Origin of the sequence: Spiroplasma endosymbiont of Polydrusus formosus (genome assembly GCF_964263245.1) — a bacterium.
Classification (GTDB): domain Bacteria; phylum Bacillota_I; class Bacilli_A; order Mycoplasmatales; family Mycoplasmataceae; genus Spiroplasma.
In genome coordinates, this window is record NZ_OZ181656.1 from 499,256 (window position 1) to 524,660 (window position 25,405).

29 protein-coding genes are annotated in these 25,405 nt (G+C 23.1%); 14 read left to right on the forward strand and 15 right to left on the reverse strand.

Going from position 1 to position 25,405, the window contains the following annotated elements; genetic code table 4:
* The 3 genes from ACE38S_RS02595 to ACE38S_RS02605 form a co-directional block, all read right to left on the reverse strand.
* Positions 1 to 4,098 carry an FtsX-like permease family protein gene (locus ACE38S_RS02595; protein ID WP_374696256.1) on the reverse strand — a complete coding sequence of 1,366 codons (4,098 nt, stop codon included), beginning with the start codon at positions 4,096 to 4,098 and terminating at the stop codon, positions 1 to 3.
* A gap of 42 nt (positions 4,099 to 4,140) precedes the next feature.
* Positions 4,141 to 4,887, reverse strand: coding sequence for a hypothetical protein (locus ACE38S_RS02600; protein ID WP_374696257.1), 747 nt, complete (start codon positions 4,885 to 4,887; stop codon positions 4,141 to 4,143).
* Positions 4,888 to 5,039: 152 nt separating this feature from the next.
* Positions 5,040 to 5,345 carry a hypothetical protein gene (locus ACE38S_RS02605; protein ID WP_374696258.1) on the reverse strand — a complete coding sequence of 102 codons (306 nt, stop codon included), beginning with the start codon at positions 5,343 to 5,345 and terminating at the stop codon, positions 5,040 to 5,042.
* A 986-nt stretch (positions 5,346 to 6,331) separates the two neighbouring features.
* Between ACE38S_RS02605 and ACE38S_RS02610 the strand changes: the two genes are divergently transcribed.
* From ACE38S_RS02610 to ACE38S_RS02620, 3 genes are all read left to right on the forward strand, one after another.
* Positions 6,332 to 6,517, forward strand: coding sequence for a hypothetical protein (locus ACE38S_RS02610; RefSeq protein WP_374696259.1), 186 nt, complete (start codon positions 6,332 to 6,334; stop codon positions 6,515 to 6,517).
* A gap of 73 nt (positions 6,518 to 6,590) precedes the next feature.
* Positions 6,591 to 6,857 (forward strand): hypothetical protein, encoded by a 267-nt coding sequence (locus ACE38S_RS02615; RefSeq protein ID WP_374696260.1) that lies wholly within the window; start codon positions 6,591 to 6,593, stop codon positions 6,855 to 6,857.
* A gap of 679 nt (positions 6,858 to 7,536) precedes the next feature.
* Entirely contained in the window at positions 7,537 to 8,688 is a 1,152-nt protein-coding gene (locus tag ACE38S_RS02620) for a Vmc-like lipoprotein signal peptide domain-containing protein (protein WP_374696261.1), read from the forward strand.
* Between the two features lie 494 nt (positions 8,689 to 9,182).
* Here the strand turns inward: ACE38S_RS02620 and ACE38S_RS02625 are convergent, their stop codons facing one another.
* Positions 9,183 to 9,494, reverse strand: a complete 312-nt coding sequence (locus ACE38S_RS02625; protein WP_374696262.1) for a hypothetical protein — start codon at positions 9,492 to 9,494, stop codon at positions 9,183 to 9,185.
* A gap of 1,534 nt (positions 9,495 to 11,028) precedes the next feature.
* Between ACE38S_RS02625 and ACE38S_RS02630 the strand changes: the two genes are divergently transcribed.
* Together ACE38S_RS02630 and ACE38S_RS02635 are read left to right on the forward strand one after the other, a co-directional pair.
* The gene (locus ACE38S_RS02630; protein WP_374696263.1) at positions 11,029 to 11,439 is read left to right on the forward strand and encodes a hypothetical protein; all 411 of its coding nucleotides are present in this window, start codon (positions 11,029 to 11,031) and stop codon (positions 11,437 to 11,439) included.
* 155 nt (positions 11,440 to 11,594) lie between these two features.
* A complete protein-coding gene (locus ACE38S_RS02635) occupies positions 11,595 to 11,726 on the forward strand; it encodes a hypothetical protein (RefSeq protein WP_374696264.1) in 132 nt (43 codons plus the stop codon).
* A gap of 816 nt (positions 11,727 to 12,542) precedes the next feature.
* On the opposite strand, the gene ACE38S_RS02640 is transcribed toward ACE38S_RS02635, so the two are convergent.
* Positions 12,543 to 12,791, reverse strand: a complete 249-nt coding sequence (locus ACE38S_RS02640) for a hypothetical protein (protein ID WP_374696265.1) — start codon at positions 12,789 to 12,791, stop codon at positions 12,543 to 12,545.
* 455 nt (positions 12,792 to 13,246) lie between these two features.
* Between ACE38S_RS02640 and ACE38S_RS02645 the strand changes: the two genes are divergently transcribed.
* The 3 genes from ACE38S_RS02645 to ACE38S_RS02655 all read left to right on the forward strand — a co-directional run bounded on the left by ACE38S_RS02645 (position 13,247) and on the right by ACE38S_RS02655 (position 14,521).
* Positions 13,247 to 13,399 carry a hypothetical protein gene (locus ACE38S_RS02645; protein ID WP_374696186.1) on the forward strand — a complete coding sequence of 51 codons (153 nt, stop codon included), beginning with the start codon at positions 13,247 to 13,249 and terminating at the stop codon, positions 13,397 to 13,399.
* 251 nt (positions 13,400 to 13,650) lie between these two features.
* Positions 13,651 to 13,824, forward strand: coding sequence for a hypothetical protein (locus ACE38S_RS02650; RefSeq protein ID WP_374696266.1), 174 nt, complete (start codon positions 13,651 to 13,653; stop codon positions 13,822 to 13,824).
* Positions 13,825 to 14,323: 499 nt separating this feature from the next.
* Complete coding sequence (locus ACE38S_RS02655) at positions 14,324 to 14,521, forward strand: hypothetical protein (protein WP_374696267.1); 198 nt, start codon at positions 14,324 to 14,326, stop codon at positions 14,519 to 14,521.
* Between the two features lie 687 nt (positions 14,522 to 15,208).
* Here the strand turns inward: ACE38S_RS02655 and ACE38S_RS02660 are convergent.
* The 3 genes from ACE38S_RS02660 to ACE38S_RS02670 all read right to left on the reverse strand — a co-directional run bounded on the left by ACE38S_RS02660 (position 15,209) and on the right by ACE38S_RS02670 (position 17,745).
* Entirely contained in the window at positions 15,209 to 15,394 is a 186-nt protein-coding gene (locus ACE38S_RS02660) for a hypothetical protein (RefSeq protein WP_374696268.1), read from the reverse strand.
* Positions 15,395 to 16,412: 1,018 nt separating this feature from the next.
* Positions 16,413 to 16,538 carry a hypothetical protein gene (locus ACE38S_RS02665; protein WP_374696269.1) on the reverse strand — a complete coding sequence of 42 codons (126 nt, stop codon included), beginning with the start codon at positions 16,536 to 16,538 and terminating at the stop codon, positions 16,413 to 16,415.
* Positions 16,539 to 16,764: 226 nt separating this feature from the next.
* The gene (locus tag ACE38S_RS02670) at positions 16,765 to 17,745 is read right to left on the reverse strand and encodes a hypothetical protein (protein WP_374696270.1); all 981 of its coding nucleotides are present in this window, start codon (positions 17,743 to 17,745) and stop codon (positions 16,765 to 16,767) included.
* 166 nt (positions 17,746 to 17,911) lie between these two features.
* Here ACE38S_RS02670 and ACE38S_RS02675 point away from each other — a divergent pair, with 166 nt between their 5' ends.
* From ACE38S_RS02675 to ACE38S_RS02700, 6 genes are all read left to right on the forward strand, one after another.
* The gene (locus tag ACE38S_RS02675) at positions 17,912 to 18,163 is read left to right on the forward strand and encodes a hypothetical protein (RefSeq protein WP_374696271.1); all 252 of its coding nucleotides are present in this window, start codon (positions 17,912 to 17,914) and stop codon (positions 18,161 to 18,163) included.
* A gap of 69 nt (positions 18,164 to 18,232) precedes the next feature.
* On the forward strand, positions 18,233 to 18,778 hold the full coding sequence (locus tag ACE38S_RS02680) for a hypothetical protein (RefSeq protein WP_374696272.1): 546 nt from the start codon (positions 18,233 to 18,235) through the stop codon (positions 18,776 to 18,778).
* A gap of 24 nt (positions 18,779 to 18,802) precedes the next feature.
* Positions 18,803 to 19,591, forward strand: coding sequence for a hypothetical protein (locus ACE38S_RS02685; RefSeq protein ID WP_374696273.1), 789 nt, complete (start codon positions 18,803 to 18,805; stop codon positions 19,589 to 19,591).
* 367 nt (positions 19,592 to 19,958) lie between these two features.
* Positions 19,959 to 20,210, forward strand: a complete 252-nt coding sequence (locus ACE38S_RS02690) for a hypothetical protein (RefSeq protein ID WP_374696274.1) — start codon at positions 19,959 to 19,961, stop codon at positions 20,208 to 20,210.
* 286 nt (positions 20,211 to 20,496) lie between these two features.
* The gene (locus tag ACE38S_RS02695) at positions 20,497 to 21,267 is read left to right on the forward strand and encodes a hypothetical protein (protein WP_374696275.1); all 771 of its coding nucleotides are present in this window, start codon (positions 20,497 to 20,499) and stop codon (positions 21,265 to 21,267) included.
* 2 nt (positions 21,268 to 21,269) lie between these two features.
* A complete protein-coding gene (locus ACE38S_RS02700) occupies positions 21,270 to 21,452 on the forward strand; it encodes a lipoprotein (protein WP_374696276.1) in 183 nt (60 codons plus the stop codon).
* A 431-nt stretch (positions 21,453 to 21,883) separates the two neighbouring features.
* Here ACE38S_RS02700 and ACE38S_RS02705 read toward each other — a convergent pair whose 3' ends face one another.
* The 7 genes from ACE38S_RS02705 to ACE38S_RS02735 all read right to left on the reverse strand — a co-directional run bounded on the left by ACE38S_RS02705 (position 21,884) and on the right by ACE38S_RS02735 (position 25,241).
* Complete coding sequence (locus ACE38S_RS02705; protein WP_374696277.1) at positions 21,884 to 22,480, reverse strand: hypothetical protein; 597 nt, start codon at positions 22,478 to 22,480, stop codon at positions 21,884 to 21,886.
* A gap of 143 nt (positions 22,481 to 22,623) precedes the next feature.
* A complete protein-coding gene (locus tag ACE38S_RS02710) occupies positions 22,624 to 22,836 on the reverse strand; it encodes a hypothetical protein (RefSeq protein WP_374696278.1) in 213 nt (70 codons plus the stop codon).
* A complete protein-coding gene (locus ACE38S_RS02715; RefSeq protein ID WP_374696279.1) occupies positions 22,763 to 23,842 on the reverse strand; it encodes a hypothetical protein in 1,080 nt (359 codons plus the stop codon). Before ACE38S_RS02715 ends, ACE38S_RS02710 begins: the two co-directional genes overlap by 74 nt.
* 84 nt (positions 23,843 to 23,926) lie before the next feature.
* The gene (locus ACE38S_RS02720) at positions 23,927 to 24,082 is read right to left on the reverse strand and encodes a hypothetical protein (protein ID WP_374696280.1); all 156 of its coding nucleotides are present in this window, start codon (positions 24,080 to 24,082) and stop codon (positions 23,927 to 23,929) included.
* A gap of 53 nt (positions 24,083 to 24,135) precedes the next feature.
* The gene (locus ACE38S_RS02725) at positions 24,136 to 24,369 is read right to left on the reverse strand and encodes a hypothetical protein (protein WP_374696281.1); all 234 of its coding nucleotides are present in this window, start codon (positions 24,367 to 24,369) and stop codon (positions 24,136 to 24,138) included.
* 15 nt (positions 24,370 to 24,384) lie between these two features.
* On the reverse strand, positions 24,385 to 24,693 hold the full coding sequence (locus ACE38S_RS02730; protein ID WP_374696282.1) for a hypothetical protein: 309 nt from the start codon (positions 24,691 to 24,693) through the stop codon (positions 24,385 to 24,387).
* A 251-nt stretch (positions 24,694 to 24,944) separates the two neighbouring features.
* Complete coding sequence (locus tag ACE38S_RS02735) at positions 24,945 to 25,241, reverse strand: hypothetical protein (RefSeq protein ID WP_374696283.1); 297 nt, start codon at positions 25,239 to 25,241, stop codon at positions 24,945 to 24,947.
* Positions 25,242 to 25,405: the final 164 nt, after the last annotated feature.

Genomic DNA, 25,405 nt, shown 5'->3' on the forward strand with positions numbered 1-25,405 from the left:
TTAATCAGCATTCATAATTGCAATTAATGGATTAATCCGGTTCATATTAAATCAGCTAATTAAATATGCAATAAAGTATAGTAATAAACCACTACCAATTGCAATAATTGGAATAATAATATTGATAAATAGTGGTAAAACAATGCCAATCCGAATTAAAATCATGTTTGAAATAATTAAAGATAACCATCCAAAACCAAATCCGACAATGGTCATTATTACAATAATAGGAATATACATTCCAACAACTAGTTTTGTAATATACCTGTTACGATACCCTAATACTTTCATTGTTGCAATAATTGTCTGATTCTCTGCAATAACAATATTACTTGTTAAAATAATAATCATAAAACTTAGGACAAAAGAAATTACAATAATAAAGAAGACAATACCATTAATGGCTTTTGAAATATTATATAAAGTTGTTTTAGCTTGTGTAATTGATATTAAGCTACTAAAAGGACTATTTGCGTATGATGGATAAGTAGTGTCATTTTTAATACCCCCATTTAAGCCATAAAAACTGTAGTCACCAAATAATTGACTTGTTCCTAATCCGGTCTCAATATCATCAATTTTAGCACTATTAGAAATTTTATAATTAAAAATTGGATATGTATTTTCAAACACTGCAATTCAATCAACTGCGCTTTGTTTTGTTGTTCAATAAGCAACAAAGTTTTTTCATAAATCATTTTCATCTGGTTTGGCGGGATGAACTCTAATAAAATCCTCTAATAATGCTAAACTTTTTTTATTTTCCTCAGATAAATTATTTTTGATAAAAGAATCTGTTCATTCATTTAAAAATAATCGTAATAAATAGTTTCGTATTTTATCATATCCTAATAATTCTTGCGCGCGATTTTCATTAATTCAAGCCCGTGGTGAACCATATTTATTAGTAATTCCAACAATCGTAAATGATTGATTATATTCTTGATTACTTACCCGATAATTACCGTTAACAATTTTATCGTTTAAAATTGTTGGTTTGGTAAAATTAGGATAAAGCGCATCAAGGTTACTTTCTAAGACATTTTCACTATCTGCAGTTTTTAAAACCTTGTTTTTATATTTATTATCACCATTAAACATTAATTTCCCAACACGGCCTTGTGCTTTCACATCATAGCCAGTAACATCACTAGCATCTCAACTTTGTAAAATTTGATCTGCGGTAACTTTCTGGTCCGCCGCAACTAAGGCTTTCATAATCAGATTAGGATCAATTTGATCGCCAACTGTAACATTTAACCGATTCGCTAAAGTTTCATTTAAAATAATATTGTCACTTGGAACAAATAATTTTTCGCTTAAACGTTTTTGATCTTTATTAATTAATGCTTGATTTTTAAAAGTTTTATTAATTCCATAAATTTCAAATTTAATCCCATTTGTTTCGGCATGAATCATTGTTCCTCGATCATCTGTTAAGGGATTAAATGGAACAACACCAAGGCCTAAATTGAAATTACTGTTCTGTTGATTAAAGGCTTCTTGCATTTTTATGCGAACTGTTTGTGGTGAACGTGAATACACCCCTTGAATAAAACATTGATTAACATTTTCAACAAAATAAGCGTAAATTCAATTGTACAAATCATACATTGGTTTTTTAAACCGCACATTAAACTCGTTTCCGGTTGATGAATCTAAGACATCATAAAAAGATTCTGATAATGGTTGCTCTAATGCAGGACGAAAATGATTATTTGCTAATATAATTGATAGTCCTCCTTGACCAAAATAGCTTTGATAATCACTTTTTGTAAAAATATTATCTTTTAACTGCGCGTTTTTATCATCTAAATTTAAATTACCCTTTGCATCAAAATACGATTCTCGTTTAATATTTAGACCAACTGTTTCTCGATATTTTCAATAAAATAAACGATATTTTTCTAAAGCATTAATATGCTCGCGAGCAGTTTCTGTTGTTCGCAAATATTCTTCAATTGTTGATTTTGTTAAAATATTTAAAACAAAATCATTATAATCACTTCATGTTGTCGTACAAATTGCTTTTGCTAAGCTAGGCTGACTTGAAGTTAATTTATTACTTTGCAAAAATTCTTTTGAAATATTACGATATAATAACGAACGCATATCTTCTGCTTGATATGTTGGGGCAAAATTTTCTGGGTTAATTTGCCCTGTTACTAAATCAAACAAATATTGGTCACTATCTTTAGTCATATTTGTATTAGATAGCAAACTATTATTAATATCTCATGGTTTTTGCGTTGGATCATATGTCTTTAAAAAAGTTGTTGGTAAATTATAAACTTGACTATTGTATTCAATTAATGTTTGATAATTATCACCTTTATATGAATAACTAATATTATTATGTAAAATAATTGGAATTGATGTCGACATCGTAATCATTATGGTACTAATAATCATTGTTAATGATACTCCAATCATTTTTCCGATTGAATTAGATAATTGAACTGCTTGAAAACGAGCATCAAATGTTTTTCGAATTGCAAACATTTTATAAACAACTTTTTTAAAACAGCCATTTGACACTGTTTTTTCTTTTATAATTAATTGTAATGGTGTTCGTGAAACCATCATAATTGTGCCACTAATCATTGTTACACAAGTTAACAAGGCAAAAATAAATAAGACACAAGTTATTAATGATAACGGAGCAAAAACAAAATTACCATATGGTAGATTAAAATAAGAACCAAATAAATATTTAACAGTAAATTGACCACTAATTCCTGTTCCATAACCAACGATTCCACCAATCAAAACAATCATTAACGGATAGGAAATATAACTAGGGGTTAAAACACAACAACGATACCCCAATGCTCGTAATAAACCATTTTGGGGTCCTGTTGCATCAATTTGCCGACGAACAACTAAAATTAAGACAAAAAATGAAATAATTAATAAAATGGTAATTAAAATATACGAAGCATTAATAAAAGCATTTAATGTTGAAGTAAAATATGTGATTCGCTTCGCAAACTCATAACTATTATCGGTTCGAAAAGTAACAATAGGAACTCCTGTTGTTAATGTTTTCACATAATAACCTTGTAAACCAATGTCCTTACCTTGATCACTATTTAAATAATTATTTATTGTTTTACTATAGACACAGCGAGTTTGATTAACTTTTGTTTTTTGGAATTTTCCAACATAATAAACTTCTCGTTCTAATTGACTTTTCGTAATTAAAACTTGTTTTGTTAAATCTAACTTTGTTACCAGATATTGATTACTATCTGTGTCTTCCACTGTTTCCTCAACTAAACCAAATAACCGTGGATCTAAATAAGCAATCCCTTCGTCTCGCATATTTGGAAATGGATGAGATGAATCAATAATTGGTGTAACATAATCCGCCGATTGACCAAAACCTACTACGCGAAATCAATTTTCTTTTGTATAAGGGGAATGTGGCAATCATTTATTAATATCTTTTTTTTGATATGAACTTAAATCAACATTTTCCAATTCACTATCGACAACTTTAATGGTAGTTCCGTGTCGATCTGGTTGTAATCGCACAATATCATTAATTTTAATCTTATTTTTTAGTGCAAACTCGGGAGTTAAATAAATTCAATGCATTGTTTCTCGCCTAATTGATGATAAATATTGCATATAAAAACTCAACGGCATTCCATTTTCTACAATAAACTTATCAATTTCTTGAGAAGAATTTAATGTTACTGCTTTAATAATTTTATTATTTCCTAAGGTAAATGTTCGTGCCTCTACGCGATTATAATCAAAGCTTTCTTTTTTATTACTTAATTTTTGTTTAACAAATTTCAACATTGCATTTTGGCGTAAGGCATTATCGGTAATTTTTTCAAACTGGTCAGGTTTTATATTTTGATTTTTAATATAAGTAGTTTCACTAAAACTAACAACAAAATCATGTTGATTACTTTGTTGATCAGAAATAAAACTATTGTAGTTATTATCTACTCGTTGTTTTGAAACTTCTATAATTGTAAAAATAAAACTAGTTAAAAAAACTAAGATAACTAAGCTAATAAATTGAATTTTATTTTTAACCGTGTTTTTAAAATTGTTTTTAAATAATAACTTAAACCCCGGCATTTTTCCACCCTCTTTCTTTTCTTTTTTTATTATTATTTGAATTTAGTTAAAAATAAAATTGGGTGGGTTTATTTGTTTCTTAAATTGTGTTAACAATTCTGTTTTGCGAAAATTATCAATAATACTAATTATAATACTAGTTATTTCAATAAATAATTGGTTTAATTTAAAATTTTGACAAATTATGGCTAAAATTGAGATTGTTAACTGATGGTGTTGTCAAAACAAAATATTAGTTAAAGTATTTTTACCAAACATATAACAACTAGAAGCAATGACATCATTAATCTTTTTAAAATAACCAATATATAAACTAAATAATATTAACATGGTAATAAAACCGATTGTAAAAATTGCATAAAAAACATAACATAAAATAATTAAAAAATAATACATTGCTTTATATACAATAATATTTTGCAATTGAGAAATTATTGAAGTATGACTAAAAAACAAGATATATAAAATTAAGAGAATATTACAAAGTCATAAAACAATAATTTTTCAATTAAAAAATAAAATTAATTTTCAGGCTGAGGTTGTTGTTTTTTTCATTTGCTTAAAATTAACTAAAATTCCCATAAAAAAAAGAAAAATAAAAATAGTTAAAACAAAATAAAATAAATTTAATGTAATATTTACAAAACTATAATTATCAGCAATATTAATAATTGAAAAAAATGATGAAAATAAAATATAACCAATAAAAACAATAAAGAAAATATTAATAAATTTTTGATACTTTTTTAAAACAGATATTTTCATTACCACAAACCTCGTATCTTTCATTATATTTTTCTCATATCATTATAACATTATTCCTAAATTAATGTAAAATGTAAAATTGTTAAAAATAAAATATGTAATCCAAAAATAACTATTAATTATATAAGAAAACTCTAAAAAATTTTAAATTTCTAATGTTTAATAAAAAAATTAACTTACTTTAATTCAAATGTTTGTAAAAATTGATAATAATCATCATCGGGATTATTATTTTCTTCCTTATCAAATTTAAAAAAACTATACCCAAAGTTATTGTAAGTAAAATTTACATAATAATCTGGATATTCACCATTAGCATACTGATTCCGAAATAATTTAATTGTAATATTTTTATCATCAATTATTGTTTTTATTTTAAATTTAGGAACAATAACTTTGACATCTATAACATTGATTTGATAAAACTTTATTTTAAAGGAGATTGTTGTATCAGTAAAATTCTTAAAAAAATTAAAAATCATTTTAAAAATTAAATAAATTATTGAATTTACTGAATTATTTGGGTTAAATTAATTAACCTTTACAAGTAATTTATCTAAATCAGTTTGATTAATATTGTAACATATCCATAATTATTATGCCATTCAAATCTTTTTTTATCAATTTTATTTTATTAATTGCATCATTTAAATTATCCATTACTAATTTAGTGTTGTTATATTTAGATAACTTTACATCAACTATTTCTTTAGTATATTCATCAATAATTGTTGATTGATAATATCTTTCTTCTTTTTAAATTAAAAATGTTACATTAGTAACATTAATGAAAACCTTGTTTTTATATCATTTAATTTACGATTAATTAAATCAAGATATTTAATTATATTTTTATTTATTTATTATGTTTATACTTCATTTTTCTTCTCATTTTTCTTACATATTCAGGTTATATTTGATTATTATTTTTGAATAGGTTACAATAAGTTGGATCATATTTATATTAACTTTCAAACAAAATATAATTATGAAGAAAGTAGGAATATAAAAATGATAATAAATTCATATACCGATGAATTTAAAAAACAAATTGTTTTACTTTATCAAAATGGCAAAACCATTCTTGAAATTTTTAAATAATATAAGGTGTCAAAATCAACTATATATCAGTGAATTGAAAAATTTCATAATTTTGGATCTTTTAAAGCAAAAAAATAATCACACTGTTGAAGAAAATGAACTTTGTGAGATTGCCTTGCGAAAATAATTAATCCAATTATAATGAAAAACAACTTTTTAAAGAGAACGGTGCTAATGGTTGATGAAAAAATAGAAATTATTAACAATAATAAAGAAAAATGTTCCATGCGAAAAATTGGTCAAATAGATCAAAATTAAAGATAGTAAAATCAACATATTACTATCAAATTAATAAATGTGGCTATGGTTGATGTTAATAATTATGAACAAAAAGTTATCAGCGCATTTAATGTTAATCGTAAAATTTATGGATCTTGTAAAATTAAAAAAGCTTTTTAATCATAAAGATATTATCTTATCGCGAAGAAAAATTCACCAAATTATGATTAAAAATCAGTTAGTATCTAAATACACCAAATTAAAATATCGTAATCATAATTTGGTGGTTAATAACGACGAAATTAGCAACGTTTTAAACCGTGAATTTAATTAATAAACAGCCCAATGAAGTTGTTGTTAATGATTTAACATATGTTTAATGTGGTACTAAATGACATTATCTTTGTTTGTTAATTGATTTGTTTAATTGTGAAATAATTAGCTATAGTGTCGAGACAAACAAAATAGTACAATTAGCGCAAGAAACCTTCTATTCAATTACAAGACCATTAAAACAAATTACGTTATTTCATACTGACTGGGGCAATGAATTTAAAAATAAAATCATTGACAATACCTTAAATATTTTTAAAATCAAACAATCATTAAGCAATAAAGGCTATCTTTATGATAATGCTGGGGCTGAAAAAATTTACAAAAGTTTTAAAAAATAATTTGTCAAGAGGCAAAAATTTATAAATTTAACCCAATTAAAATACAAATTATTTGACTTTGTGCATTGATATAACAATATTCGAATTCACAGTAGTTTAAATTATTTAATACCTGTTGTTGAATTTATAAAAAACAGACCATATAAGAATGTCCTAAAAGGGGTTGCTAATTCATTTACTCAGATCACGGATATCAATACACATCCGCTATTTATCACGATAAATGTTTATCTAATGGTATTATAATTTCAATAAGGAAAAAATACTGATGTGCAGATAATATTGTTATATAAGGTTTTAATTCATTATTTAAGAAAGATACAATCAATAATAAAATATATAATTAACAAAAAGAATATATAAAAAATGTTATAAAATGAAATACATGGTATTCAAATCGTAAAGAAAAAGATATAATTAAAAAAATAGTAAATACTTTTTATTATTATTTACTAAAATGGATGCACTCTTCCTATTGAATTTATAAAACAACAGTCCATAAAAAGTGTCATAAAGGGGTTGCCAATCCACTTTTTAAAAAGGAAACAATACTACCGCAACACAATAATTTATGAAAAATATTAGAAGGAAAAAGCTTTTTAAAATTAAACGATCAACAATTTTGCTACTTCTTATTTAGAAAAAATTTATTAAAATAAAATTAAAGGAGAATAAAATAATGAAAAAATTAATGATGATTTTAACATCTTTTGCAATAACAGCCCCGATTACTAACACAATTACAGCGTGTCATAACATCGATAAAGGAGATGAAGGTGCTGGGGTTCCAACTATAGCAACTATTAAAGCAAATTTAAAGAAACAAGGTTATAATGTTGATAACTTGGATGTTGACTTAGCACCAGGTATGAAAACAGCAATAATTCGTTTTATGCCGGATGCACCAAACCGCCCTTTTTTAACAAAAGAAATTAATTTAAAATGATCCACAAATGATATTAGCAAAATTATTACTTTTACTTCACTACCATATGAGAATGGTGAACAAAAAAATAACGTTAAGGTAAAATTAGAAGCATCAGAAGTATTAATGGCTATTAATAATTTAAATGGAACAAATTTTACTTTTGACGATGTTGATGTAAAATTTGATCAAGATAATACTCAACAATGAATAATTACCCCGAAAATTGACGGTAACTTTACTGGCTCAGCAGTTGAAATTGTTGATGAACCAGTTACATTTCCAAAGGCGTTCCCTTTGAGTAATATAGGTGATATTTATATTACTGAGAAACTTTGAATAAAATATCAAAATAAACCAACAGATGAAAAAACGTCAATGATAGCAGCTATTATGGAATTTGTTGGGGATCGAAATCGTTTTATTGTTTTATATAAATTAGCAATGTTTACAGCAATGTTTAATGCAATTTTGAAAGACGGAATTAAGTTAGAAATTAATGAAAAACGAGAAGGAACATTACAAATAAAAGCTGAAGTTGAAGGTATTATCAATTTATCGACATTATCAGCTAATTTTAAAATTTATACAACACCTCGAAAGTTTTTAAATCAGGATAATGCGGATCCAACAGGAACGAAAGAAATTACTGTTAAATTAGATAAGACTTATACAAAAGAAAATGAAGATGAACTTCGTTATGAACTTGTTACTAAATTATTAGGAAAAGAATTTGCTGATCAATATAAAGCAATTTGATATGATGAAATTTCAGTAACCTTTACAAATAACGGGTCAGGAGCAATAGTTAGTGCTAAACCAGGTTCAAAAATTTTGGCTGTCTCTAATGCTTTAGCATCTGAAATGACATACGTTCCAAATTACAAATTAAATGTTACTTTTTAATAAAATGAAAATAAAATCATAAGATTAATGAGTTTATTTTTTTTTTTTTTTGTTTTAACAGTTTATAAATAAAATTATTTCATAATAAAATATAACATTAAAATATATAGAGGGAAAACAATAACAGCAATTTCATATGTTTTATTAGGGGTAATTTTAGTTATTTTTTAATAATTTATTTAATAAAATATAGTAAAAAAAACCAATTTAAAATAATGATTGAACATTATTACAAAAAGATATTCAAGCATCAAAAGAATTATTATAAAAGTAATGAGTAGATTTACAAATGAAACTTTCATAACAAAAAAGAAAACTGTTAACTTTAATTAGTTAATTTAAAAATAATTCAAAATGCCGTTTGTATACAAACGGCAAATTTATATCTTGTTAAATTATTTACCAGATAATATTTTTATTTAAAGGATTGGCATTGTCATAGATATAAGCTCCAAATTTGTATCTCTTGTTAAATTGGTGATATTTACCAACTACTATATCCATTTGAAATTAACCAACATTAGATTTTTATTTTCAAAATCTCAAATTGATTTAAAATTAATTAATTTTCCACTATTATCAGGTTTTTGTTTTGTTTTATATTTTTTACCACGATGAGGCAAATTTTCTTTTATTAACCATATTTTTCCTAAGCGGATTCATTTATATAATGTTTTAACACAAGCAGGAAATTTAATACCAAACTTTATAAAATAACAATGGATAAGTTGTGATGGAGAATCACGATAAACATTAGATCTTCTATTAATAAAATTTAATTGTTTTTTTTTTTTTTGTAAATTCAAGTATTTTTTAAATACATTTTTTACGCTTTTGTTTATGATCTTTTATAAATCTTGTATATTTTTAAATTGTTTAATTTATCTTTAAATAGTATTAATATCTCTTATTGTTTGTCGTGCTATTCTAGATAAATTAATCGAACCATTTTTATTTTTACAAGTATCATATAACAATAAATTATTAAAAAAAATCTTGTTCATCAAATATTAAATGTTTATAATTTTACATATATTTATATCTCCATTTCTTTTATTTAAATTCGTGTATAAACGAATTTTTTAAAAAGGTATTAACAAATAACTTTAAAGATATATTATTATAATGTAACAAGTATCAAATTTGTATCTCTTTATGCTTGTATACTAAAATAAAAAAAGTAAAGTAATTTACTTTTTTTATTTTGATGTAAAATATAGATAATTAAAAAACAAACTTGGTTCTTTTGTTACATTTTTATAATTTTTATTTACTCTTTTATTTAATCATATTTATTAAATAATAGTAACTTTAATATGCAAAAAGGAGTAAAAATGAAATAATTTAATCCAAAAACACAACAAGTTTACGAACATTTGAGCGTAAAATAGAGCAGTTTTGACGTGATAAATTACTTTTATATAATATATTTTTTATATACTTTAAATAATTTAACCAATAAATTCAACCTTTTTCGCAAGTTAAGATATGATACTTATGCGAGCGATAAAATAGTTCCTTTACTTGAAAAACAAGTTAATAAAATAGAAAGTGAACTTATTTAAAAAATGTTTAAAACACCAGAAGGTACTAGATTATATTGACAGCGTGCATTTAATGGTAAGTATTCACTGCAAGAAAAAGAATTTGAAAAATAATTAAACTTAAATAATTAACAGTAAATAATAGTTAATTTACAAACTAATATTAGAGATATTAAAAAAAGAAAATGATAATAATGCTTAATAATTTTACTTATTTGTTATAAATTCCTTATTGATTATTACAAAATAGTAGTATTGGCAATAAATATCGCATTTACCAAGAAATATGAATTAGTTAATTAAATTAATCAAATTGGTACACAACGTAGTGGTTAGACTATATCAAATATTAAAATGTTTGGTTGAATTATTAAAAATTAATTTATTAATTAAAGAACCAATTTGTATAATTGCTAGTGTGTATTAGAGTAGATCTTTAAAAGATAGTATATTTCAAAATATATGAAATATGTTGGATGAAAATAATATACCTTATAGTATTAATTTATCAAATTTTACTTTTACTTTATCAAATGATAGCAAAATATATTGTAAAAATTTGCATTCACCAAGTCGAAAATAAAAATTAAAAGCATTTGTTGATTTGAATAAATATAAATTAGTTATTGATTGAAGAAAAGAATGTGACCAATTTTAACAAAAAGATTTAAGTGATTTATAGTTTGCTATTCGTGATTATCAAAATAAAATAACAATTAATACATGTAATCCTGAAATTTTAAAACGATATATTGTTGGCTATTGTAATGAATTATTAACTTTTAATGAAGAAATAATGCATAGTAAATATGAACAAATTAAATATATTAAAAAATGAAATATGAAAATTATTATTAATAATTCTAGTTGAAGACTTAATTATGAATTACCACAAAATAAAATTAATGAACAATTAAGATCGCAACAATTGGATATTGAAAGAGCAAAAGCATGGAGTTGAGGATTGCCAGAGACAAACACTAGTTGATCAATCTTTGCAAGACATATTTATATTATGAAAGTAACCGATATTATTCAACCAACGAAATTATTAGGTGGTGTTGATATTACTAATGCTACTAATCAAAAGTACATACTACTACTACTACTAGTTTTTGATTATATAATTAAATTTTATAAAAAAGCATATAAAATAGCAGAATATACGCATTCAAATGCTACACAGCAATTTAAAATTGAATTATAATAAGTAAAAGATATTTTATAGTTTTTTATAACAATCAATTAAATCAATACTTTAATTTAATACAATAAGGAATATCAATTAATGTTGATAATAGTGCTTATTCAACATTACAAAGTTTAAATATAGAAAAATATAATTACTATTTTGGGCAATATATGACATTTAAACCAGTACAAAAACAGAAATTTAAAATAAGACATCGTATTGAAACATTTACAATGTTGATAAATACAAACCAATTAAAATGATTATGAGAAAAATGTCCTGTAAGTAGAACACAATATTAATTAATTAAATGAGAAGATAAACCAAATGCCAGAGACGAACGAATGTTATACTCATATGATGTGATAAATTTGATAGTGATTTTTATACTTTACATTTTGAATTAATATCAATGGTTAAACATAATAGTTCAGCAGATTATAAATTATAACAACAAAGGGATTAAATAACTTAATTAAAAAAAATATTCATGTAAATACATGATGAGAGTGTAATAAATGCAAAAGACCATATATGTTTGTTTGTGGACAAGTTAAAAAAGACTTTGTCAATAATTAAAAAAAGATAATATCGCAATATGTAAATTAAATTTATATAACGAATATATTAAAAAATATCAAAAAATTAAAGTATGTGTGCAAGTTTTAACAAATAAGCCAAATTTATTAATAGTAAATATTATCAATTATGCACTTATCTTAAAATTAAAGGAGAAAAATAACCGTAAATAATACTTTCCTTAGTTTACCAAACTCAAATGATATTAATAGTATTTTAAAATTTTATAATTATGATTGAACAATTAATTTAACAAATATTATTGTTCGCCATCAAATACGATTAATGAATGGTAAAGATATTTTATTTAAATCACATTGTAAAGACATTTTAGAAAAATTAAATTGATGATATGAAACTTATAAAATAAAAGAAAAATTAGATAAAAATTAATTAACAGCAAGTTTAATTGGTAAAAATATTTTTGGTTTATTATAAACTGGTGATGGAAATATTGATTTATTAATCAACCCTTTTAACTTCATATCTCGTGTAAGTAAAATAAATGAAATTGAACAAGGTGCTGATATTTGATTAAATTATCATCAATCAGATAGTGGTTTTATTTTAAATTTAATTTGTACCAAAGATAAAATAGTTATTAAAGGTTGACCAAAAAATAATGAAGTAGTTGTTGGACAAAGTAAAACACAAATTAAAGATAATATTAGACCTGTTTTAGTTCGATAATTTAAAAATAAATTAAGTATAGTCCCTTTCTGAAAAACGATAAATGAACCTAATCCTTTGTTTTTATCAACTTTAACTATTTTAAATATTTTACCCACTATGACCAATTATTATAAATTACAATTTAATTTAGAAGATAATTTTGATATTAAATTGAAAGAAAAATGATAAAACCGTATGCATTGATATGGTCAATTAGATGATAATTTAATAACTGCTTATAATAAAGGCAATAAAAATGTAATACACAATGTTTTTGATGATATTTTAAATATTAATAATTTTATTAATCGCTAAGTTACTGTTTTACCTTTAAACTATACGAAAAAGTTAGTATTTAATCCTTTTACGATACCGGGTTAAGTTGGTAAATTATTAAACTTTATTTCGTTTGGTATTCCGTGAGGCTGAGTTATTAATTTATTAATCAATATTAAAAAACTTGACCTAATTTTTAATGATTAAATGGGGGGTTTTATGAGTGCTAATGTTTATAGTTTTTATAATGATGCATTTTGAGATGATAAGGTGAAAGATAAAGGTTATTTACCATTTGAAAATATTTATAGAACAAAGTAATAATAAAGTTAATGCTATTTTTGGAGCAAATGCTACTATCTTAGGTTTTACTACTTTATTAACTGATAAATTAGTAAGTACTGTTTTAACTAAGGATGGTAAAACAACAAACAATATAGTTTATTAAACATATAATCTAAAACAATTAAATAAAAAAACTAACCGAGTTTATTAAATTAATGAACGTACAAAAGAAGTAGATACTCAAATACCAGTTAGTGATAGTGAAAAAGATAATTAATGCGAATTCTTACAAACACCAGATGGTACAAATTGTAGTTATATAATTGATATTTTTCAATTCAAGCATTATATAAAGGTAATTTTGAAATTATCTTTTATGCTGATAACCATCATACAAATAACAAAGAAGATTATTTGCGTTTATCAGTATGAAGTTTTCGTGGTAAAACAAAAGGTGTATTAAATAATTATTTACGTGATATGACAACTAATTATAAAACTATTTTTCTATTACCACATGATTATGAAATACCAACATTTAATTACCAACAATATGTATTACCACCAGTGCCATATAATTATTCATAATATACAAAAGATATTTGAGGTACTAATACAATTTAGCCATTATTAACCAACAAAATTATAGCACCATCACAAAATATGCAAAAAAAAAACAAGCGGGGAATGAGCATAATACATATATTAATTTATTTGATGATAAATCCAAATACAATGGTTATTATGAAACTGAAATTGATTTAAAACAAATTGAACCAACAATTCAAAGTGTTAGTAAATTCAAGATGCTTATAAAACGATTGAAATAAGTAATTTTAATAATTTACAAATTGAATGTATAAAAAACTATATATATATAGATAATTTTATTCCTAATAGAAATATTAAATTAATTGATAGTCGTAGTTCTTATTATGCTGATTTTGGTTTGTTATCTAACATAATTTTACAAAAATAGAGTTTATCAAAAACTGATAAAGTTAATTTCCCAAATATTTTTACAATAGATACGAAAAAAATAACTAATAAAATTAAAATATTTAAACCTATTACATATATCAATGGTTTGCCAAACGGAAATTATCATAATAGTTATATAACTGAAAAAGGTAAAATTAGTGGATATATTAAATTTTTACTTCAAATAACAAAATTATCTAATAATGATAAAGATAAAATTAAAGAAACATATTTACAGTCATATTATACTAATGATGTAAAATTAAAAATTAGATTTTCAAAAATAATATTTAAATTAAATTAAAAACTGAAATAACACTTAAAAATGCAACAGATAAAAAACAAATTAAAAAATTAAATATTGAATTATCTCAATTACAAAAGAAATTTAATAAATTACCAAGGAAATTGAATTTACAAATTTAACCATCGATAGGATTGATCGTAATATAATTAAATTTAATGGCGATTTAAAATAAACTAACAAACAACTATCTAAAATAAATGGCGATAAATTTATTAAATTTGGAAACAAATTATCAGATATATGTAAAAAGTTAAGTGCTTATATTAAAATACCATTAACTGGTATTAAAGCTATTTTAAAAATATAACAAAGATACGATTTTATTTGGTGAAGAATTAAATAAAAAAGCACAAAAAATTAATATTTCAACTGATAATTTACAAAAATTTAGATTTATTGCTAAAAATATTAGTTTATAAACTAATATTTTTAATCCTTTAAGTGTTAGCCAAAAAGAATTAATATTTAAAATTTTAGGTATATTAACAGTTATGGCATCCACTTGTATTAATATTCGGAAAATTAATATATATTGGAGGTTTATTAAAAAACACCATTAATTTATTAAAAACAGCCTTTTTAAGGGCTATCATCTTCAATAGGGGAAATTGGAGGGGAAAAAAAAATATAAATAAATATTATTGGTGCTTTATTAGTACCTTTATTAGCCTAAAATGAAGATTTTTAATAATTATTAAAATAATTAGGAAATATTTGTAAACAATTATTAATTTCAGTTATTAAATTACTTAAAAATTTATTTAAAGCATTAATTTCAATTTTAAAACCAATTTTTACACTTTTTAATCGATTATCATCTATTTTTGCTAAGGTTGGAAAAGCAATTATAACTTTTTTTAATACTTCCATTTAATTTTTTAATTAAAATTTTAAATAGTATTATATGACTAATAAACAAAGTATTAACAAGGCTAAAATATTTAACAGTTGGATTAGTAAATGTTCAAATCCCAACGTTACCAGAAATTAAAAAATCAACATTATAACAATCAACTCTTAATAAAAAAATATAAATAATAATAATAATACATTTAATAATAATTTTAATATTTAAAATAACATGGATATTTAAGAAGCAACAAATAAAATACTTAGACAAATAGGAAATAAAATAAATAGGAGTTATCATTTTATGATAATTATAAACATTTAAATAAAAACAAATAATAATGGAAATTATTGACTTACAAAACACTAGTAATATATTAACCATTTTTTAATAATGTTGGCATTGTTTTTATTTTTTAAAATGTTAAAAATAACTTTATTTTAGAATCAAATAAAAAAAATATTAAATGAATTGTCTTTAAAATTATTATTTATAAAACTTAACGAATATCAAAAATATCGTAATTTTATTGAAAAAATAAAATATAAACTTGTTAACTATTAATCATTAAAAATTAATTTATGGTGTTACATATAATAATAACTATAATGAATATTATTGTAATGTATATATTAAAAATATTGGTAAAAAATAGTTAAACAAATTCAATAATTTAAAAGTTGATTTTATTTTAGAATAAGTTTATAATTGAAAAAAAAGAAATTTAAATTGAGTGATAATTAATTATTGATACAAGTGGTATAAAAAATATAATTATAAATTTGGAACATTTAAATTAAATAAGTATTTATGATCAAAATGGGTAGTACTCATTATTCTTAGGTTTTTAATAAAATTAAGTAATTAGAAACAAATTAAGTTTCGCTTATGACTAAATGATAACAAAATTTATAAAAAATTCAACTTTTTTTAAAAATATAATTTTTAGTTGAAAAAATAATTTATAAATTTATGAATTTTGATACAATAAAAAAACCTTTTAAAATTAGTAATAATTTTAAAAGGTTTTTTTATTTTTTATAAAGATAAAAATTGATTTTGAGATTGATTTAAATTAAAAATATTAAATTCAATTTTTTCTTTATTATTTTTATTAGTTTTATCAACTTTCTCATCATTAATTTGATTATTAAGTCTTAACATTGAAGCAATTAACATATTTATAAATGTTTTTCTTTACAATATATTTTTGCGCCACGCCCTTTAACGGCCTTAATATAATGCGATACATCACCCTCAACATGAACATGACAACCAATATTATATTATAATGTTTGGTTTTCAATGCCTTCTTTATTATTTTTAATTAATGTAATAGCTTTATTCAAAAAATCTAATTTAGAATCGCTTATAAAAAATTTACTATCTTCTAAACACCGTAATAATTCTTCATATTTACCATTAAAAAATAATCAACAGCTTTATGATGTGCTTCTCTATTTTCCCTATTTTTATTTTGAAAGGGATATATTTTTTTAAATATACTTGTAAGATGAAATTTATCTAAACTATATGATACCTTGTTATTTTTATATTTTGCTTTTACTGCTCTATAAATTTTTTTAATTTGTTTTTCACCATCACTTAATATTAATATTTTAGTATCTTCATTAATATCATAAGTATCAATTAATTTAAAAATTTTATCAATAAAATTATCAATATTAGATTTATTATTTTTATTCTTATGATTTTTATTCATCATTTGGAAAACGCCTTTTTTCTTTTTCATTTTTATTTTGGTTTTTGTTGACTTTTCTTCATCAACACCAACATGCATAGTAGCAAGAAATATTTTATTTTTAACTCTTTTTTTATTTTCTCGAATTGGTTCAAAAGCTCCGTCAATTTGAATATATAAAACATTATTTGGAATTTTAATTTTATTGTTATTTTTATTACTAATGTAATCGGTTTCTTCTAAATAGGTATTTTTAAAAATATTAGATATTGTTCTTTCGCTAATATTTGCATTATCTGTTGTATGTAAAATATCTTTATATCTTTTTCCATCACCCATAAAAGACATATATTTATCTTTTAAATTTATTTCGATTCTTTCGTATTTTTTTAAACCTAATTCTTCATCTAAAGGATAACGATTTATATTTTCTTTTTTTTCTTCATCATATTTAACATATAATCTTCTTTTAATAGGAAAATATCCATATTCTGTTTTAATTGTTTTTGGCAATTTTGATATCACCTTATATCCTTGTAATATTTGTCCTTGTTGATATAATTTAAATATCTCATTATCTCTTTCAATCAAAAAATTTTTAGTTTCATTTTTTGTTTCTATTCTTTTATTTTCTTTATAATTTCCTAATAAATTTTGTTTTAATTCCATTTTATAATTTCCTTTCGTAATTAAACGATTTTTTTAAATTATGATATTTAATACTTCATATAATCTTATCAAAAAAAGGAGGCTAATTAAAAATGCAAGACTTTACTAAAAATTAACACCAAAAAACCGAATTACTAGTTATGAACATTTAAATAAAAAATATGATTTGAATTTTAGTGACTATAATTTTGGTTTTGATTGAGAGGTATTTAAAGACTTTGTTGGCGATAGTTATGCACGATATTTTACTTCACCCTGTTTTTTAAAATTTGTTTCCACTGGAAGAGGTGCTAATAAAACATGAAATCATCTGGCAGAAAAGTTATTTTTTGCTTGTAATTTTACTGATGCTTCGTTGATCATTTTACGAAGATACACCAATACCACGAAGAGACACCACCTTTGGTGATACCATTAATGTTTGTAATTACTTATATGATAAATATGGGATTGATATAGGACCCGACAATGAAAAATGGTATTGTGTGTGTGGTGTTTTGACCTTAAAAATGTTAAAGAGGGTGGTGAAATTGTTTTTCCTAGTGGTATTCGCATTACTTTTGCGGGATATGCGAATGGCAATAAAATTATGGGGAAAGTTGGGAAAGGCAGTGGTATTATCTCAGCCTGAACTGATGAAATGATCCATGCCGAAGAAAAAGAAATCTTAACGGATAAAGAACTAGATAAAAGATATAATAATTTAAGAGTTTCAATGTTTCGGAGTAAAAGTTTAAAAGTGTCTTATGAAAAATATACTGATGAAAATGGCAACGAACAATATAATTTAGATAATTATATTGCAGTAAAAGAATTATCTTGGACATTTCAAGAATGAAACAACATAGCAAAACAATACATAACAGTAACAACATATTTTCATAAAACATATGCTAATCAATTTACTTTTAACCATTTTGATAAATACCATGTCTTTTATGAAAAATTTGTAACGCCATTTTTACCTTTAAATGAAAGAATGCAAAATATTTTAAAAGAACACAATCAAGTATATTCAGAAAATAAACAATAATTTAAAGGTTTGGGTGTTTTTAATTTGCGTTTAACTATGGGTGCTGTTTGAAACAAAATTCCGGATATTCTTCAAAAACTTGTTTTAGCAAATAAAGAAGAACGACCCGATTTATTTAAACTTGAATATTACGGTTTTGAATATAACGATAATGACCCGAGCATTTATGTTTTACGAAATTATCGTAAATATATCCAAGAATATAACTTGCAAGATTTTTATAATACCAATACAAAACAATATCAATTTGATAGTTATTCAATTGGTGTCGATTATGCTAATGGTAGTGAAGACCATACAGTATTTTTATTTAGTGGCTATAAAATTAATGAAAATAATGAATATGATAAATATTTAATTGAAGAAAATGTTGTTACCCCAAAAAACGCCATGAATTTAAATGAAATAGTCGAATATTACAGCCAATGAATAATCAATACTTTTGATAAATTTGATGGTTTTGAATATGCTACATTTCATTATGATATTAATGCCCACGATTTTATGCAAAAATTGCAAGAAGATATTTACCCTTATTTGGGTTATAAAATTAAAATGTTTAAAGCTAAAAAACATCAAACTTCGTTGAATAAAGAAGCGGGTATAATCAATCGTGTAACATGAATAAGAAAAATGTTTGTCCAAGGCAAAATATATGGCATTTTAAATAATTTTCCATTTTTAGATAAGTGTATTAGTGAATTAAGGTTTAGTGATACCAAAATAAATAAACCCGACATTAAAATGTACCATGACCCATATGATGCTTTGTTTTATGGTTCTTATCCATATCGTTTTAAAATGGGATTATAACTATTTTGTTTTTGGGCGAGCGGTTGATTTTATTAAATTTTTGTGATAAAGTGACTCACAGGTTAAAAAAGTTTTGAGATTATTTCAAACAAATTTGGGAACCTTTAATAAAATTCTTCGCTTAACGCTTAGAATTTTTCCCAAGGATTTTGAAAAGCGGCGCAAAAGTTTTTTAAACTTTAAGGCATTTTTCACAAACTATAGAAAATCCCGCGAGCCCAGATTTAATACAATATAATCACAAATAATAATCATTTAAATAACTTCCTTTCTCAAATATGCTTAAAAATTGCTTATATATATATATATATAATGTCAATAGATCTTGATAAAAAGTTTCAAGATAAAAGAAAGGAAATTATATAAAATGAAAAAACTTTTAAGTTTATTAAGTGTATTAACAATTAGTGGAACTGCTGTACCAACAACAATTGCTGCTAGTCCTTATCAAAAAGAAAAGAATAAATTAGAAAATATTGTTGATATTGAAGAATTTAATACAAATAATTTAGAAAAGTTAAATCGAGTTAAAAGAGGAAATAAAAATAATATTTTTGGAATAACAAAAATTATATTTAAAAAAATTATTACGATATTTTTTCGCACGGTGTTGTATTAGATAATAAATTATATTTTGGTTCTAGTGACAATAAAGTATATGAATATAATTTTGGTACAAATCAACAAAAAGTTGTTATTACAACAACCGAAGAATTCAATTCCTCTATTTCATTTGATAATAAGTTATATTTTTTTCTCGTTATGGCAAGATATACGAATATGAGCCATTAAAATTAATTAAATCTGATGTTATTGATTTACAAAACTTATTAAATCAAGGGTTATTTATTTTTTATAAAAAACAAAATTTAAATTCTAAAATTAAAAACATATCAAATATAGATTTGAGTAATTTAAATTTTATAGAAACAAAAGCAATTAAAATATTTTCAAAACCAAATAAAAAAATATTATTGCCTTTTTATAATTATCATGAAGAAAAGCCAAATATTTCAGAAAAAGAAATAATCTATAATTCTCCAGACGATGAAATAAGTGAAGAAATTTCAAAATCAATTGAAATTCAAAAAGGATTAAGTACAACAAGTGGTAAAACAAAATCACAAACAACAACAAATTCTCATAATTTCAATATAGGATTAAGTGTAAGTGGGGAAGCTGAAACAAAAATATTTGGAATTGGCGCAAAAATTACTACAACTATTAATACAGAATATGGTTATTCAAATGAAAATTCTGAATCTATTGAGGTAACTTTAGAAAATAGTTTTAATTCTTCAAATACGAGAAAAGAAGAAAAAAAAGAAGTTAATAAAAAAACAATTAAATCTCAATCAATTATAATTCTCCCTAAGAAAAAACTTATTTATAATAGTAAAATTTATAAATATTCTTGTGAAGATTTTTGAAATTTAACAAAAAAATTTAATGGCTTAATTAGTGCATTAATAATTGATGAAAATAATAATTCTGAGATATTAAATGCTTCAATTAAAGATATTATGCAATCTTTAAAAGAAAACGATATCTTGCCAGAAGAATTTAAAATAAATCAACAAGACAATTCAATTACTTGAACAAGAAAAATGGCAACAAAATATACTTGTGGATTTGAGCAAGATTCTAGTAGTGAAACAAAATTAGTTGATGTATAAAAATGAAAAATATATTAAGTCTTTTAGGAACAATCACTTTAATTGGAACAAGCACTATCAGTTTAGTTGCTTGTAATACACTGAAATATACTGAAAAAGAATTATCAGATTTAAAAGAAAAACATAACATAAATACAAAAGATGGTATTTTAGAATGAATAGCACCACAAGAAAAATCCATTTAATGAGAAAGATGATAAATGGTTTATCACTTGCATAAATCTCTTCTCAATAATTTATTGGAGTTGGTGGATTAGAACCACCACTAAAATTAAAATATGATGAATTTAATTTAACTTTGCAATGTTCAAATTCTCAATATCCAGTTTTTTCCTCTCTTGGATTAGATATTAATTCAAAATAATAAGGAGAAAACAATTTAATATCATCATTATAACCTTTATTAATTGCATATTTACTATATGTTATAATTTGATAACATGTATATCACTTGTTTAAATCTTTTTACATATGTTTTATGTAATTCACTTGGATTGTCTAATTTTCAATTTTCAAATAATCCATCAATTACCTCTTCGGTTTTTTGTCCTTCAAATTTTTGGCGTAATTCAGCCGCTTTATTTGTAGGATTGTTTTTTTCATCATATTTTGCACCCTAAAATTTTCTATCATAATTATAACGGTAAGTTAAATAATTTAATAAAACTTTTTCTAAACCATTATTTTTTATTAAACTTAAAATATTATCTGGTTGAATATATATTTTTGCAATAAATCAGGGTAAAAAAATATCAGTAAATCAATATTGAAATATTCTTAAATTAGGATTTGTTTCAATCGGCATTGATAACAAGGGTACTAAACTAGCATTTTCAACTATTGATGATGGATAAGAATAAACACCATTAACATTGCCTCAGCATTTAATATTTCCAAATAACATTGATTTAGGATATTTAATTTCAATTCCAGTAAATAGTGTATCTTCGGGTAATGATTTTTGTAATACTAAATGAATACTATTTTGATTTTTTCACTTAAAATCAGTTATTTTAACTAAATGGGTAGATTTAATAATATTAACACCATCAGGTGAATAAGGGCGTTTATATTCTTCAATGATATAGCATTCATTTTTGTTGTCTTCAGTAATTGGTTCATTAATAGATACTATTTTTAAATCTAATGTTTCTAAAAATTCTTTGTTTTGTTTTGAAATATTATTAATTAAAATATCTTTTTCATCAATCATTACATAACTTGTGCTATTGTCTTGGACTGTTGTATTTTGTTGAATTTGTAACTTAAAATTAAAGTCACTAATTTCATAACCAATAATTTTAATATATTCATCTTTGTCTATAAAACCTATTTTAACGCTATTTTGATAGTAGTTTAAGGTTGGTTTTTGATTTGTCTTAACAAAGAATTATTAATTTTATAAATATATAAGGTTCTAGAGCGGTCTTCACTAAATAATTGTTCTAAATCGGGGTCGCTATACTTCGATTGATTAGCAAAATCCAACGGAATACTATCAATTGAATGGTCAATTGGTTCATCTTTTTCTGCTAATTGTGCTAACATTTTTTCTGATGGTTTTAACATTATTCTTGTTCTCCTTTTTCATTAGGCATATTGATATAATAGTTTCGTTGTTTTTTAATTGTCTGTTTAAAGTGGCATTTACTGGTAAGCGAACATCAACAATTAATTCATTAATATTTTTAATATTGAATGTTCTACTGTTTAAAATCGCATTATCATATTTAATTAACTTAATAATAAATTCAGTTAATTTAATTTCTCTGATGTATATCATTTGTTCGTATGATGCATTTGTTTGAATATTTACACCAGCAACTTCTGCCTGAGTTTGTTGTGCTCCCTTAGCGATTGCGGGAACATGATGACAATTTATTTTATAATTAGTTAATAATCAATCATATATTTTAGTTAATTGTTCACCTTTAAAATTACCAACAATATAGTCGACTGGTTGAAAATTACTATCCGGGTCTCCTTCAACTAATAACAAGTCATTTTCAATAAATGAAGCCAACATTTTACTAATTTCTTGGTCAATAACTCCAGTCACGCCATTAGTATTAATGGTAAATTTACCACTATTTAATAATGGGTCTAACATTATCTTTTCCGCAATAATATCTAAAATACTAGCGAATTGTTTACCATAACGAGCAGAAGGTTCAAAATTAGGATTATTCGGAATAATTTCAATTGGAATAAAATTAAGTGGCAATATTTCTTCTCTTTGTAATGCTGTATAGTTATTTCATTTAGCATCATCAATATATAAATCTGTAATAGTACTGTATAATCGTGTTTTTAACTTTATAATAACTTTTACTTGTTTAGTTATATAATCAATTTCTAATTTTTCAGTAATAAAAATACTTTGTTCATTTTTAATATAAGGGTCATAATCAAAAGTACACGATACTAAATTACCTAATTCATCATACTGGTCATTATAAAAATCAATAGTAATAAAATTAAGTTTTGAATTATTAGCAAAAATAAAATACGCACCTTTACCATTTTTATTAATTTTATATTCGTTATATAAATTATTATTAGTAAAGTCCTGCATTTTTAAAAAGTTACTAATTAATTTAGTGTCTAAATACTGATTATTAATTGGATTATAAATGCTAATTTTTTAAATACACGCGATTTAGAAATTAGCATTATCTTCACAAATTATTTTTTCTAAAATCTCGTTATGTTTTTGAACAGTAACATTTTTACGATTAGTAATCGTTGATGCTAAATTAAGATAATAACTATCAATATCATAGCTTTTCTTTAATTTCTTTTTAACTGGTAACAATCCCGTTTATATCAGACCCCTTATTTTGTATTTTTTTAATAACATCTTCAATGCTATCTTGTTTTTATTCTTTTTTTATGTGTTTTGATAAATCTAATTTTTTCAATAATCAAAACTATAATTCCAGCCCCGATAAGCATTGCTGAAACAATAACATATGCTGGTCAAGAAATACCTAATGTTTTTTCTCCTATAAAACAAATAATAATTCTTGCAATAAAAAACAACGATGAAACTCCAAAGATTTTCAAAAACATAATTACATCTTTAACTTCTACTTTTGGCATAATAACATCTCCTTCCTATATAGGTGTTCCTTCACCCTGATATTCATAAATACTATCTTCAAAATCAACTGACATATTATTATTTTCATCTCAAAAATATATTTTGTTATCACCATTACTAAAATAAACTCAGTAATTAAATCATTTTGAAGAATTCGGATTATAAAATTGAAAATTATTAATTTTAAAAGTAATTTGACTACTAGATATTTCAAACAAAGACTTAGGTCCAGTATAAATTTGCCAATCAGTAATTTTAAAAGTAAGATAAATTGTATAAAACTTTAATATATTTAATGAAGTATTATTATCAATTTTTTCCATAAATAATTGTTATCATATGTAGTAGAATTATATACTGATTTTGCAGTTGGTACTTCTTCATCTGTTGACTTATCATTAATGATTTTTGTTATTGGTACTTGAATATTATATTGCACTGCTCTGACTGCTTTTGTAAAATTTGGTGCTAATTCTGCATTAGGATTTTTAATTTCTAAATCATTTGTTGTAATATTAAAAGATTGAATTTTATTTTTGCTTTCAATAGTATTGTTTACAATTAAATTATTTAATTATAAATTTGTATCTTTATTAAGAATGTTTTGTTTTGTATTTATTTTGTTTTCTAAATTATTATCTTCTTTAATTCTTTCGTTTTTTTCTTTTTCTATTAAAGCATCAACTTCTAATTGTGTATAATAGGCTTCTAAATCTATCATAGTTAAATCAATACCTTCTTCTTGAAAAGTACGAAACATTTTCTTTGAAGTTGTTAAATTAGCCAATGATTTTGCATAAGTAGGCAATAGACCTTGTCATGTTGCCATAGGGTCGTTTTGTGAAGAATAATTAACATCACCAATATTCATATTTGCTGAAGTAAAGAATTCAATTGGAATACGATTAAATGTTCAATGTTAAACCGTAATAAATATCATATTAATACAAATTTTTTAATAATGGGTCTTTAAATGTTTAAAACTTTAATTTTAAAAATGGATAGTTTAAATATGAATTAATCATATTTTGAGTC